General features: G+C 76.0%; 13 protein-coding genes. 5 read left to right on the top strand and 8 right to left on the bottom strand.

Annotation, left to right across the window (positions count from 1 at the left end):
- The first annotated feature begins 40 nt into the window (after positions 1-40).
- Positions 41-544, top strand: coding sequence for a hypothetical protein (locus AC0OLQ_RS11880; protein ID WP_484531363.1), 504 nt, complete (start codon positions 41-43; stop codon positions 542-544).
- Between the two features lie 140 nt (positions 545-684).
- Entirely contained in the window at positions 685-1,725 is a 1,041-nt protein-coding gene (locus AC0OLQ_RS11875; protein WP_484531362.1) for a helix-turn-helix domain-containing protein, read from the top strand.
- 163 nt (positions 1,726-1,888) lie between these two features.
- On the opposite strand, the gene AC0OLQ_RS11870 is transcribed toward AC0OLQ_RS11875, so the two are convergent.
- Genes AC0OLQ_RS11870 through AC0OLQ_RS11835 form a run of 8 tightly spaced genes read right to left on the bottom strand, consistent with a single transcriptional unit; the run spans position 1,889 to position 10,619 of the window.
- The gene (locus AC0OLQ_RS11870) at positions 1,889-2,878 is read right to left on the bottom strand and encodes a DNA topoisomerase IB (protein WP_484531361.1); all 990 of its coding nucleotides are present in this window, start codon (positions 2,876-2,878) and stop codon (positions 1,889-1,891) included.
- Positions 2,862-3,833 carry a glycosyltransferase family 9 protein gene (locus tag AC0OLQ_RS11865; protein WP_484531360.1) on the bottom strand — a complete coding sequence of 324 codons (972 nt, stop codon included), beginning with the start codon at positions 3,831-3,833 and terminating at the stop codon, positions 2,862-2,864. Before AC0OLQ_RS11865 ends, AC0OLQ_RS11870 begins: the two co-directional genes overlap by 17 nt.
- The gene (locus tag AC0OLQ_RS11860; protein ID WP_357332997.1) at positions 3,830-4,537 is read right to left on the bottom strand and encodes an SDR family oxidoreductase; all 708 of its coding nucleotides are present in this window, start codon (positions 4,535-4,537) and stop codon (positions 3,830-3,832) included. Before AC0OLQ_RS11860 ends, AC0OLQ_RS11865 begins: the two co-directional genes overlap by 4 nt.
- Complete coding sequence (locus AC0OLQ_RS11855) at positions 4,534-6,030, bottom strand: PfkB family carbohydrate kinase (protein ID WP_484531359.1); 1,497 nt, start codon at positions 6,028-6,030, stop codon at positions 4,534-4,536. The genes AC0OLQ_RS11860 and AC0OLQ_RS11855 overlap by 4 nt, the downstream gene beginning before the upstream one ends.
- Positions 6,031-6,041: 11 nt before the next feature.
- Complete coding sequence (locus AC0OLQ_RS11850) at positions 6,042-6,731, bottom strand: D-sedoheptulose-7-phosphate isomerase (RefSeq protein ID WP_484531358.1); 690 nt, start codon at positions 6,729-6,731, stop codon at positions 6,042-6,044.
- Positions 6,731-7,948, bottom strand: coding sequence for a glycosyltransferase (locus tag AC0OLQ_RS11845; RefSeq protein ID WP_484531357.1), 1,218 nt, complete (start codon positions 7,946-7,948; stop codon positions 6,731-6,733). The genes AC0OLQ_RS11850 and AC0OLQ_RS11845 overlap by 1 nt, the downstream gene beginning before the upstream one ends.
- On the bottom strand, positions 7,933-8,907 hold the full coding sequence (locus AC0OLQ_RS11840) for a glycosyltransferase (RefSeq protein ID WP_484531356.1): 975 nt from the start codon (positions 8,905-8,907) through the stop codon (positions 7,933-7,935). Before AC0OLQ_RS11840 ends, AC0OLQ_RS11845 begins: the two co-directional genes overlap by 16 nt.
- The gene (locus tag AC0OLQ_RS11835; RefSeq protein WP_484531355.1) at positions 8,904-10,619 is read right to left on the bottom strand and encodes an HAD-IIIA family hydrolase; all 1,716 of its coding nucleotides are present in this window, start codon (positions 10,617-10,619) and stop codon (positions 8,904-8,906) included. Before AC0OLQ_RS11835 ends, AC0OLQ_RS11840 begins: the two co-directional genes overlap by 4 nt.
- Before the next feature lie 145 nt (positions 10,620-10,764).
- On the opposite strand from AC0OLQ_RS11835, the gene AC0OLQ_RS11830 reads away from it, so the two are divergent.
- The 3 genes from AC0OLQ_RS11830 (at position 10,765) to AC0OLQ_RS11820 (ending at position 13,091) form a co-directional block, all read left to right on the top strand.
- Positions 10,765-11,211, top strand: coding sequence for an SRPBCC family protein (locus AC0OLQ_RS11830; RefSeq protein WP_484531354.1), 447 nt, complete (start codon positions 10,765-10,767; stop codon positions 11,209-11,211).
- Entirely contained in the window at positions 11,208-12,209 is a 1,002-nt protein-coding gene (locus AC0OLQ_RS11825) for an SDR family oxidoreductase (RefSeq protein ID WP_484531353.1), read from the top strand. Before AC0OLQ_RS11830 ends, AC0OLQ_RS11825 begins: the two co-directional genes overlap by 4 nt.
- 114 nt (positions 12,210-12,323) lie before the next feature.
- Positions 12,324-13,091, top strand: a complete 768-nt coding sequence (locus tag AC0OLQ_RS11820) for a polyprenol monophosphomannose synthase (protein ID WP_357333004.1) — start codon at positions 12,324-12,326, stop codon at positions 13,089-13,091.
- Positions 13,092-13,099: the final 8 nt, after the last annotated feature.

The following is a 13,099-nucleotide window of genomic DNA, read 5'->3' as shown; positions in this document are numbered from 1 at the left end:
GCCCGTCGACAACGACGACCACCGCGAAAGGGGCTTGATCGTGATCGAGCAGCCGGCGTACACCGGGTTCGGTTTCTCCGACGACGAGTGGGGGCTGCTGGTCGGGCTGCCGCAGGCGGTCCTGACCGCGGCGGCCGCGGCCGAGTCCGACGGCACCCGGCGCACCATGGCCGAGAACGCCGCCGGGCTGGAGACCATCGCCGCGGGCCGCGAGTCGGCCAGCCCTCTGGTGGCCGCCGTCGCCGGGGAGGTCGTGGTCCGGGTGGGCGACCCCGAGACCGGCGCGGAGCTGCCGGTCATCACCCCGGACGACCCGCAGGCGATGATCGAGGACGTGCTGGGCCGGGCCGGGCAGGCGTCGGCGCTGCTCGCCGGCAAGGTCGACGAGGGGCAGGCCGGCGCCTACCGGCACTGGCTGGTGGAGATCGCCGAGCAGGTGGTGGGCGCCGCCCCCACCGGCGGCATCCTGGGCCTCGGCGGCGACGTGGTGACCGACTCGGAGCGGCGCTTCCGCGACCGGCTCGCGCACGTGCTCAACGACTGACCGGACTGTTAACAGAAGATGTCACGTCCGTCAATGACGGAAATGTCACGCCCCACGGGTGCCAACTCCCGGCCTCGTGGGGCGTCCTGCTTGATGAGGCGTCCTGCTTCACGAGGCGAGACGAACCACGGGGGTCGGGCATGGACACAGCACTGAAGCGGCAGGTCTTCGACACGGAGCAGGTGCCCGCCGCCGACCGCTTCGGGCTGTGGCTGGACATGCTCGCCCACACGCCCGGGCTCATGCGGGTCCGCACCGAGCACGCCGACAACTTCGTCGCCCGGATGGAGTTCCTCGACCTGGGTCCCCTCCAGCTCGTCCGCCACCGCTACCCCCCGCTCGACGCGGTCCGGACCCGGAAGCTGATCCAGCGCTCCGACGCGGACTACTACGTGCTCGCGCTGACCCTCGCCGGCACTGGAATCACCGACCAGGAGGGGCAGCGCGGCATCTGCCGCCCCGGCGACTTCACGTTCTACGACTGCGCCCGTCCCCAGGAGATCAGCCACCACGGCGTCGATGAGGACCAGCCGGTCAGCTCCATCGTGGCCTTCATCCCGTACGAGTCGCTGCCACTGCCGAGTCGCCGGCTCGCCCCCCTGTTCGCCGGCCGCATGTCCGGCGACGAGGGGATCGGGGCCCTGCTCGGCGACTACCTCATCCGGCTCACCGCCCATCCCGAGCAGTACCACGCGGCGGACGCGGAGCGGCTGGCCGGCGTCGGGCTGGACCTGGTATCCACCATGCTGGGCCGGCACCTGGTCTCCGAGGACGCGGTGCCCACCGAGGTACGCCGCCGGGCCCTGCTGGCCCAGGTGCGCTCGCACGTCCGCCAGCACCTCGGCGACGCCGCGCTGAGCCCGCAGTCCATCGCCGACGCGCACCACGTCTCGGTCCGGTCCCTGCACCGGCTCTTCGAGGCCGAGGAGACCACCGTGGCGGCGTACATCCGGGACGAGCGGCTGGAGCGGTGCCGCCGGGACCTCGCGGACCCGGCGCTGGCTGACCGGCCGATCCAGCTCGTCGCCGGGCGCTGGGGCTTCCGGGACAAGGCCCACTTCAGCCGGGCGTTCCGGGCCGCGTACGGGGAGACCCCGCAGGCGTACCGGGCGCGTCACCTGGAAGCGGCACGGATCGTCAACACGGCGGCGTCCGCAGTCAACTCCGGCCGGACATACTGAGTACGGGCCAGCCGGGCGACCGGCGCGGCCCACTGGTATCGGGGGGCCGTGGCGAGGCGCCCGCGGCGAGTTCCGCCGCGGGCGGCCGCCCGGTGGCCCTCCGACGGGCCACACCGGTTTCCGGCCCCGCCGTGCTTCCCCCCAGGACTGACGACGGGGCCGGTCAGGCTGCCTCCTCCTCCAGCAGCACGAGCACGGCCTTCTCCACCGCCTCGCGCGGCATGTCCGGCTCCACCGGAACCAGCACCCCGTCGTGGTAGAGATCGACCACCCTCGGGTCCACGTAGGACGTCCGGGCCACCGTGGGGGTGTTGCCGAGCAGCTCGGCGACCGAGCGCATCACCGCCACCACCGCCCGGCGGCGGGCCGTCGTGGAACGCTGCGGGCCGACGGCGGCCAGCTCCGTGGCGGCCAGCACGGTGGCGTGCCAGGTACGGAAGTCCTTGGCGGTCATCTCCCCGCCGCTGGCGTCGCGCAGGTAGTCGTTGACCTCGTCGCTGCGCACGTCCCGCCAGGTCCCGCCGTCCCAGTAGCCGAACAGGCGCTCCTCGGCCCGCCGCCGGCGGCGCAGGTTGGTCAGCACCCGGCACAGCTCCGGGTCCTCGATCCGGCGGACCTGCTCGATGCCGCCCTTCGCGGGAAACTCGAAGACCACGCAGCCGCCGTGCGAGCGGGCGTGCTCCGGGCGCAGGGTGGAGACGCCGAAGGTGGCGTCCTCACCGGTGGCGTACTGGTCGCTGCCGACCCGGAACATGCCCATGTCGAGCAGCCGGGCGACGGTGGCCAGGACCCGCTCCCGCCGCAGGCCGCGCAGCGCCAGGTCGTGCTCGACCCGGTCGCGCAGCACGGGCAGCCGGTGGGCCACCTCCAGCACGTGGTCGAACTTCGCCTCGTCCCGTTTCTCCCGCCACTTCGGGTGGTAGAGGTACTGCTTGCGCCCGGCCGCGTCGATCCCGGTGGCCTGGATGTGGCCGTTCGGGTACGGCGAGATCCACACGTCCTGCCAGGCCGGCGGGATGACCAGCTCGCCCAGCCGGGCCAGCTCGTCGGGGTCGCGCACCGGCTCGCCCTTCGCGTCGACGAAGAGCCAGCCCTTGCCGCGCCGCCGGCGTCCGTACCCCGGCCTGCCCGGATCACTACGCCGCAATCGCACCGGAGACCCGCACCGCCCGTTCCGCCTCGTCCACGGCGGTCACCACCTCGTCGACCGTGATGGCCGCCAACGTCGGGTGGGTTCCTACCCCACCGCGACCAGGCCAATCCCGGTCGATCCCGTCGCGGCCGGTGACCCCGAGCACCCGGTGTCGGGGGCGGTCGGGCGGCGGGCCCCAGTGCGCCGGCCGCACCGGCCCGAAGAGCACCACCGAGGCGGTGCCGTAGCCGGTGGCCAGGTGGGCCACCCCGGTGTCGCCGCTGACCACCAGCCGGGCGTCGGCCACCAGCGCGGCCAGCTCGGCCAGGCCGGTCCGGCCGGCCAGCACCGCGTCCGGCGGCAGCCCCGCGTCCCGGGCCACCCGGGCGGCCAGGTCCCGCTCGTCGGCCGAGCCGGTGAGCACCACCCGGTGTCCCCCGGCGGTGAGGGTCCGGGCCAGCGCGGCGAAGCGGTCGGCCGGCCAGCGCTTCGCGGGGATCTTGCTGCCGGGGTGCAGCACCGTGGCCCCGGCCGGGACGGCGGCGGCGGGCGGGCGGCGCAGCGCCAGGTCACCGGGGTCGGCCGGGAGGCCGTACCAGTGCAGCAGCCGGCACCAGCGGCGCACCTCGTGCTCGTCGTCGTCCCACGCCGGACCGGCGAGGTGCCCGGCCTCGGCGTTGCGGTGGGCGAGCAGCCGGCCCGGCCGGGTGGCGGCGAGCATCCGGTGCGACTGCGGCCCCCGCCCGTGCAGGTTGACCGCCACCTCCGGCGGCCGGCCGGACCACACCGGCCGATCGGTCAGCCCGCGGGTGGGCAGCACCCGGTCGACCACCCCGGTCAGCTGGGCCAGCGGGGCCAGCCAGGCCGGCGCGGCCAGCACCAGCTCCCGGCCCGGGAGTCCGGCGCGCAGGCCACGCAGCGCCGGGACGGCGGTGGCCAGGTCGCCGACCCCGAGCGCCCGCAGCACCAGGATCACGGGTACGAGGACTCCTGCTCGGCGCAGACCACCATCTCGCGTACGGCGCACCCGGCCGGCTGGGAGAGGGCGAACATGACCGCGGCGGCGGTGTCGGCCGGCTCGTTGAGCACCGCGTCCGGGCCTGGGCGGTACTGGGCGTCCCGCTGGTCGAAGAAGGCGGTCCGCATGCCGCCGGGGATGAGCAGGGTGACCCCGACCGCGCCGGCCAGTTCGGCGGCGAGCGCCCGGGTGAAGCCGACCACCCCGAACTTCGCCGCGCAGTAGGCGGTGGCGTCGCTGACCGCCTTCACCCCGAGCGTGGAGGCGACGGTGACGATGCTGCCCCGGGACGCCTCCAGGTAGGGCAGCGCGGCCCGGATCACCGCGGCGGTGGCGAGCAGGTCCACGGTGACGATCCGTTCCCAGGTCTCCGCCGGCACGTCGACCAGCTTTCCCGGCACGTCCATGCCGGCCGCGGTGACCACGGCGTCCAGCCCGCCGGAGCGTTCCGCGAGCTGCCGGGTGGCGGCCTCCGCGGCCCGGGTGTCGGCCAGGTCGCACTCGACCCAGGGCACCCCGTCGGCGGGCCGCTGCCGGTCCAGCACCAGCGGACGGCCGCCGCCCCGGGCCACCGCGGCGACCACCGCCGCGCCGAGCCCGCTCGACCCGCCGGTGACCAGGACGGTCGGGCCTGCCCCGGGCGGGCTGCTGCGCTGGCTCATGGTGCTCCCTTCGCCGTGGACCGCACGACCGTCTCCCGGTCCGGCTCGGTCGCCGGGACCGCCACGCCGGGCCAGCCCGCCGTGCCGCGCCCGGCCCGGGCCGCCGCGATCATGTCGGTGGTCGACCGGCCGTCCAGGTACGGCACGACCACCGTGTGCCCGCCCCACCGGGCCAGCATCTCCGCCTCGGGCAGCGTCTCCGCGCCGCCGCCGCTGGCGTAGTCGCCGCCCTTGACCCAGATGTCCGGCCGCAGCCAGGACAGCGCCGCGTGCGGGGTGGGCTCGTCGAAGATCAGCACCGCGTCGACGCAGCCCAGCGCGGCGAGCAGCCGGCCGCGGTCGCCCTGCGGCACCACCGGCCGCTCCGGGCCCTTCAGCCCGGCCACGCTGGCGTCGGAGTTGAGGCAGACCACCAGGCAGTCGCCGAGCTGCCGGGCCGCCTGGAGGGTGGCCACGTGCCCGGCGTGCAACAGGTCGAAACAGCCGCCGGTGGCCACGACCGTGCCGCCGGCCGCGCGTACCCGGGCCACCACCTCCCCGGCCGCGGCGGCCCCGATCCGGTCCCCGCCGCCGATGACCACCGCCGGGGCGGCGGTCCGGACCGGAGCGGGCAGCGCGGTGGCCACTCCCCCGCCGGCCACGTACGCGGACGCCTCGGCGACCGCCTCCTGCACCGCCTCGGAGACCAGCGCGCCTCGCGCCAGGGCCAGGGTGGCCGCGGCGGCGAACCGGTCCCCCGCACCGCACGTGTCTCCCTCGGCGGCCGGGGCGGGCACCACCAGCGGGGTGGATCCGGCGTGGCAGAGCAGCGCACCGTCCCCGCCCAGGGTCACCGCCACCGCACCGGCCTGCCAGCGCCGGCGCAGCGCCTGGGCGCCCCGGGACGCGGTGACCAGCCGGGACGCGCCGGGCGGGGCCTTGGCCAGCTCGCGCGCCTCGGACTCGTTCGGGGTGGCCAGGCTGACGCCGGGCACCGCGGCCGGGCCGCGCGGGTGCGGGTCCCAGACCACCGGCGCCCGGGTCGCGGCCAGCGCGGCGCGCAGCGCCGGGTGGCGGGCGACGCCCCGGCCGTAGTCGCTGACCAGCACGGCCGAGGCGGTGGCGAGCAGGCGCAGCACCGCCTCGCTGGGCGCGCCCGGATCGCCGGCCGGGCCGCCGCGGTCGTGGCGCAGCAGCACCCGGCCGCGCGCCCGCAGCCGGATCTTCTCCGGGGTCGCCCCGGCCAGCGGCAGCGCGTAGAGCTGCACGCCCGCGGCGGCGAGCAGCGTGCCGAGCCGGGCCCCGCCGGCGTCGTCGGCGAGCGCGGTGACCAGCGCGACCTCGGCTCCCTGCGCGGCGGCGAAGACGGCGGCGAGGCCGGCGCCGCCGGGACGGTCGGCGTGCGTGGTCTCCTCGAGCACCGGCACCGGGGAGTCCGGGCAGAGCCGGTTCACCACCCCCTCGACGTCCCGGTCCAGCAGCGTGTCACCGAGCACCACCACGGGTCCCGTCATGCTCGACCTCCTCATCGGGCCTGCACCTTCCCGTCCGGGCCGTCACCGAGCACCACCTCGACCCCGGTCCGCACCGTGTCGGCCGGCGTCCGGTCCGCCGCGCGGGCGGCGAGCGCCGCGGGCAGCGCCCGGTCGACGTACTCGCAGAGCACGTGGGTGGCGACCAGGTGCAGCTCCTGCACCACCTGGCTGTCCGGCGAGTCGATGGCGAGGGTCTCGTGGCAGGACCCGGCGAGCGGGTTGGGGGCGGGGCCGGTGAAGGCCCAGCAGCGCAGGCCGGTGTCGTGGCCGGCCCGGGCGGCGGTGAGGAGGTTGGTGCTGGTGCCGCTGGTGGACATGAGCAGGAGGATGTCGTCGGGTCGGCCGTGGGCGCGGACCTGGCGGGCGAAGACCTCGTCGTAGCCGTAGTCGTTGCCGATGGCGGTGAGGGCGGAGGTTTCGGCGTGCAGGGCGATGGCGGAGAGTGGTTCGCGGTCGTCGCGGAGTTTGCCGACGAGTTCGGCGGTGAGGTGCTGGGCCTCGGCGGCGCTGCCGCCGTTGCCGGCCACCAGCAGCCGCCCGCCGCTGGCCAGCCGGCGCGCCAGCTCCCCGCCCCAGCGGGCCAGCAACTGCTCCGCGTCGCGCAGCGGCAGCAGCGCGGCGGCCAGCCGGGTCAGGTGGTCCTCCAGCACCGTCCCACCGACGGCCGGCGTGGGCGCCATCAGGCGACCACCCGGGTGGGCCGACGGACGGTGGCCACCTCGGCGTACAACTCCGCGAGCCGGTCGGCCGTGGTGGACCAGGAGTAGCGGGTGCGGGCCCGTTCCAGGGCCGCGGTGGCGTAGGCGAACCGGCGGATCCGGTCACCGAGCAGCCCGCGGATCGCCGCGCCGAGCGCCGCCGGGTCGCGGGCGGGCACCAGGTCGCCGGTCCGGCCGGGCACCACCGTGTCGATCAGCCCGCCCACGGCGGTGCCGATCACCGGTACGCCGCACGCCATCGCCTCCAGCGGGGTGAGCCCGAACGGCTCGTACCAGGGGGCGGCGACCAGCACGTCGGCCGACCGGTACCAGCGCCCCATCTCCTCCCGGGGCACCGCCCCGATCACCTTCACCCGGTCGGCGATCCCGCAGGACTCGGCGAGCGCCCGCAGCCGCAGCGCGTACGGGTCGGTCTCCAGCAGCCCGGCCGGCGGGCCGCCGACCACCACGCACTCGGCGTCCGGCACCAGCGCGGTGGCCCGGATGACGTCCTGGAAGCCCTTGCGCTCGACCAGCCGCCCGACGGTGAGGATCCGGGGGCGGTCGCCGTCCCGTTCGGCGACCGGGCCGAGCGGGACGAAGGTGGACAGGTTCACCCCGGACGGCACGACGGTCATCCGGGACCGGGGCACCCCCATCCGGACCAGCTCGGCGACCTCGTCCTGGCACTGGGCGACCACCCGGTCCACGGAGCGGCCCAGCCGGCGCTCGTGCGCGACCCGGCCCGGTGGGCTGGTGTCCTGCGCGCCCTGGTGGCGGCGCTTGACCGTGCCGAGCGCGTGGTACGTCTGCACCACCGGCACCCCGGTGCGCCGCGCGGCGGCCAGCCCGGCCAGGCCGCTCATCCAGAAGTGCGCGTGCACCACCTCGGGCTGCCAGTCGCCGGTGCGCCACCTATCGGCCAGCCACTCCCCGAACGCCGGCATGTACGGCAGCAGGTCGTCCTTGGCCACCGGCTCGGCCGGCCCGGCGGGCACATGCACCACGTCGTACCCGTCCGGGGCGCGGACCCGCACCGGCAGGTCCACCGCGTCCAGCCGGGTGTGCACGCGGACGTCGTGACCGGCGGCCGCGAGCGCGGCGGAGAGCTCCGCGACATGCGTGTTCTGGCCGCCGGCGTCCTCGCCGCCGAGGACGGCGAGCGGGCTGGCGTGCTCCGAGATCATCGCGATGCGCATACTTCCTCCTCCAGCAGCCGGTCCCAGTCGGCGAGGAAACGCTCCAGGCCGTAGCGGTTCCGGGCGGCGGTCCGGGCCGCGGCGCCCGCCAGGCGGGCCGCCACCGGGTCGTCGAGCAGGCCCCGGGCCGCCTCGACCAGCACGTCCACCCGGGTGGAGAGGGCGCCGGCGGACGGCGGCACCGCCTCCACGGCCTCGGTGGTGGCCAGCGCGACCACCGGCATCCCCATGGTCATGGCCTCGACGAGGCTCAGCCCGAGCGAGGTCCACCGGCACAGGTGCAGGTACGCCCGCCGCTTCGCCAGCTCGGCGTGCATGGCGTGCTGCGGCACGTCGTCGTGGCTGGTCAGCCGGTCCGGCGGCAGGCCCAGGTGGTCGGCGAGCCCGGCCACCCTCATGCCGTAGACGTCCAGCGGCGCCAGTTCGGCGAAGCGGGCCAGCAGGTCGGTGCCGGTGACCCGCCAGCGGCGCACCGGTTCGTTGATGACCACGGCGAGGCGCTCCAGCTCGCCGGTCCACTCGACGGCGGGGGCGACCACCCCGTGCTCGACCACGGCGGTGCGGGTGCCGCCGTTGTCCCAGAACAGCTCGTTGAAGTGGGTCACGTGGGTGAGCAGCAGGTCGTCCCGGCCGGCCATCGGATGCCGGTTGTTCGGCACGTCGCCCTTCGGGGTGTTGTGCTCGACGTAGACGGCCGGCACCTCCCGGCCGACCCGCCGGCCCAGCCACTCGCAGGCCAGGTCGAACTCCTCGGGCCGCTGGAGCAGCACCACGTCCACGTCGGCCCGGCGCAGCTCCGGCGGGGTCACCTCGACGGCGCTGTCGGGCCACGGGTAGGTCCGCGCCCGGCCCAGCCCGTACGGGCCCCGGTCCGGGGTGACCGGCACCAGGTAGCGGTGCTTGCCGTGCACGAAGGACGTGGTCCAGGACCCGTGCACGTGCCACACCAGGACGTTCATCCGACCACCCCGCCGGGGACGGCGACCAGCGGCTCCGGCGCGCCGGCGGGCACCCCGAGCAGCCGCAGCGCCTCCAGCACCCGGCCCGGCTCGACCGCGGACAGGCAGGGGTGGCCGGGGACCGGGCAGCGCATGGCCCGGGTGTCCCGGCAGGCCGCCCCGGCGTTGCCGAGCCGCACCGTCGGCACCCGGTAGGGCCCCCACTGTCCGAACGGGACGGTCGGGGCGAAGAGGCTGACCACCGGCACGCCGAGCGCCGCCGCCAGGTGCGCCGGGCCGGTGTTGCCGACCACCAGCGCGCCGGCCCGGGCCACCACCGCGGCCAGCTCGCCGAGGCCGGTACGCCCGCCCAGGTCGAGGCCGCCCGCGGCGGCGACCTCGGCGGTCAGCTCCCGCTCGTCGGGCCCACCGGTGACCACCACCCGGTAGCCCGCGGCGCTAAGCACCCGGACGATCCGGGTGGCCAGCTCGAACGGGCAGGCCCGGGTCTCCGCCGAGGAACCGGGGTGCAGCACGACGTAGCCCGGCTCGCCGGCGGCGGCCGGGGCGGGGGGCAGCCGGTCGGCGCGCAGCCGCAGCCCCGGCTCGTCGCCGGCGGGCAGCGCGAAGCCGGCCGACGCGGCCAGCGACAGCGCCCGCTCCGGCTCGGGCACCCCGACGGGGACCCGGTGTCGCACGTCGAGCAGGGCGCCCGGGTAGTCGTCGCTGATCGCGCTGATCCGCGGCACCCCGGCCATCCGCAGCAGCAGCGCCAGCGGCAGCGCCGACTGGTGGAAGGAGGTGAAGACGACCGCCTCGTCCGCGCGTACGGCGGCGAGCCGGTCGACCAGGGCGCGCATGGCCGCCGGGTCGACCGGCGGGGCGGGTGCGTCGATCCAGGGCAGCGGCGACTCGATGATCTCGTCGACGCCGGGCAGCAGCTCCGCCGCCGCCCGGCCGCGTGGCCCGCAGAGCAGCACCACCCGTTCCGCCCCGGCCGCCACCGCGCGGATGCCGGGGCCGGTGACCAGCACGTCGCCGGCCGCGTCGCTGCGCGCCACCAGCACGGTGCCCCGCCGGGGCGCCGGCTCCGGCGCGGCCACCAGCCGCATCCGGCCGAGGATGGTGGCGACCGCGTCCGGCAGGTCGGCGGCGACGGTCGGCGCGGCGGCCACCTCGGCTTCCCGGGTCGCCGGGGTGGGCACCATGATCCCGGCGGCGCCGGCCGCCGCGGCGGCGGCCATGTCGGCGCCGATGTCGCCGACCAGGACGCAACGGGTCGGTGTGGTGCCGAGCGCCCGGGCGGCGGCGTGCACCAGGCCGGGGGCCGGCTTGCGGCAGGCGCAGCGGTCCGGCTCCCCGTGCGGGCAGACCTGCCAGCTGTCGAAGGGCCCGAGCAGCTCCTCCACCCGGGCGTTGACCCGGCGCAGGTCCTCGGCGGTGAAGCAGCCCCGGGCCAGGCCGGACTGGTTGCTCACCACGGCCAGGCGCAGCCCGGCCGCGCGCAGCCGGTCAAGCGCCTCCCGGGCGCCCGGCACCGGGCGGACCTTCCCCGGGTCGCCGTTGTAGGGCACGTCCTCGATGAGCGTGCCGTCCCGGTCCAGCAGCACCGCGTCGTACAGGCCGGACGGGAACCGGTCAGCACCCGGGTCAACCCGGGCTGACCTGCACTGATCCCGCTCGTGGTCCCGTCGCACGGGCGGCGGGTTCCCGACCCCCCGAGGAGTAAACATCAACTTCGGCGGAGCCGCCTCCGCCGGTGCCGTACGGCCGGTCCGCAACCCCGCTCGCGCCGGCCCGGTCCGGCGTTACCCGCCGCCGGAGAGAAGCTAACCCGGCCGCTGTTAGCGGTGGTCCGGGCGGGGGTATGGGGTTGCGGTGGCGATTGTGGAGAAAGTGATCGACGCGTCCCCGCAGCAGGTGTTCGCCGTGCTCGCCGACGGGTGGACGTACAGCGACTGGGTCGTCGGCACGGTGCACGTCCGGGACGTGGACGACTCCTGGCCCCGGGTGGGCAGCCAGCTGCACCACAAGGCGGGCCCGTGGCCGCTCTCGCTCCAGGACACCTCGACGGTGCTGGAGTGCGACGCCCCGCACAAGTTCGTGGTGCGCGCCGGGCTGTGGCCGGCCGGCGAGGCGATCGTGGTGTTCCGGCTGGAGCCGCTGGACGGCGGCCGGACCCGGGTCACCATCGGCGAGGAGTTCGCCGCCGGGCCGCTGCGCTGGGTCCGGAACAAGCTCAACGACCTGCTGCTGCACCAGCGGAACAAGGAGACGTTGCGCCGGCTCTCCGACATCGCCACCCGGCAGAAGGTGGACCAGTGACGCAGCGGGTGGCCATCACCGGGGCGAGCGCGGGCGTGGGTCGCGCGGTGGCCCGGGCGTACGCGGCGCGCGGCGCCCAACTTGCCCTGCTGGCCCGGGGCGCGGCCGGGCTGGCCGCCGCCGAGCGGGACTGCCGCCGGCGCGGCGCCGCCGACGTGCGCACCTACGAGGTGGACGTCGCCGACGCGGGCGCGGTGCAGCGGGCCGCCGACGACGCGGTGCACCACTACGGCGGGCTGGACGTCTGGATCAACGACGCGATGGTCTCGGTCTTCGCGCCGGCCTGGGAGATCACCGCCGCCGAGTTCCGCCGGGTCACCGAGGTCAACTACCTGGGCACCGTGCACGGCACCCTGGCCGCGCTGCGCCACATGCGCGCCCACGGCCGCGGGGCGATCGTGCAGGTCGGCTCGGCGCTGGCCTACCGGGGCATCCCGTTGCAGTCGGCGTACTGCGCGAGCAAGCACGCGGTGCAGGGCTTCAACGACTCGCTCCGGGCCGAGCTGCTGCACGACTTCCCCGGGGTGAAGCTGACGATGGTGCAACTTCCGGCCGTCAACACCCCCCAGTTCTCCTGGGTACGCACCCGGCTGCCCCGGCATCCGCAGCCAGTGCCGCCGATCTTCGCGCCGGAGGTGGCCGCGCGGGCGGTGCTCTGGGCCGCCGACCACGGGCCGCGCGAGCTGAACGTCGGGGGCCCGACCTGGAGGGCCCGGCTCGGCAACGTCCTCTTCCCCGGCCTGCTGGACCGGAAGCTGGCCCGGGACGGTTACGACAGCCAGCAGACCGACGCCCCGATCGACCGGGCGGCCTGGCGCGACAACCTGGACCGGCCGGGCGACGACGAGCGGGACCGCGGCGCCGAGGGGGTGTTCGCCGACCAGGCCCGCCGGCACTCGGTCGCACTGTGGGTGAGCACGCACAAGCCCGCGGTGTCCGTGCTGGCGCTCGGCGGGCTGGCGATGGCGGCCGGCGGGTTGGCCCGGCGGCTACGCTGACCGTCCGCAGCGGCGGACGTCCCGGAATCCGCCGGGCGGGCGTCTGTGCGGACCGCGCGGAGAGGACTGGCTACCCTCTCAGGTGAACCTGTCGGCCGACCGAGGATGTCCGTGATGATCGAACCCGTGCAGTTGCCCTCTCCGTGGCGCGACGCACGCCTGACCGTCGTCGTTCCGACCTACAACGAGGCGGGCAACCTCCCGGTGCTGGTCGAGCGCCTCCTCGCGCTGCCGCTGCCGGGGCTGAAGGTGCTCGTCGCGGACGACAACTCCCCGGACGGCACCGGGGAGGTCGCCGACAAGCTGGCCATCGAGCACCCGGACCGGGTGACGGTGGTGCACCGCCCGGGCAAGGAGGGTCTCGGCCGGGCGTACGTGGACGGCATCGGGCGGGCGCTCGACGACGGCGCGGAGTACGTCGCGCAGATGGACGCCGACATGTCGCACCCGCCGGAGGCGCTGCCCGGCATGCTCGGTGCACTGCTCTCCACCCAGGCCGGCGTGGTCATCGGCTCGCGCTACGTGCCGGGCGGCGAACTGGACGAGAACTGGCCGCTCTACCGCCGCGCGCTCAGCGGCTGGGCAAACCTCTACGTGCACACCCTGCTGCGGGTACGCATCCGCGACCTGACCGCCGGCTTCAAGATCTGGCGGGCCGACGCGCTGCGCGACATCGGCCTGCAGCGGGTGCAGTCCAACGGCTACAGCTTCCAGGTGGAGATGCACTACCTGGCCACCAAGCTGGGGCACACCATCCTGGAGGTGCCGATCCGCTTCGAGGAGCGCCGCGAGGGCGCCTCGAAGATGACGACCGCCACCAAGATCGAGAGCGCGCTGATGCCGTTCAAGCTGCGCACCCGGCACCGCAACCTGGACAGCTGACCCCACCG

This window comes from Micromonospora sp. Utrum1, from assembly GCF_057197805.1.
This window is presented reverse-complemented; position numbering and strand designations above follow the sequence as displayed.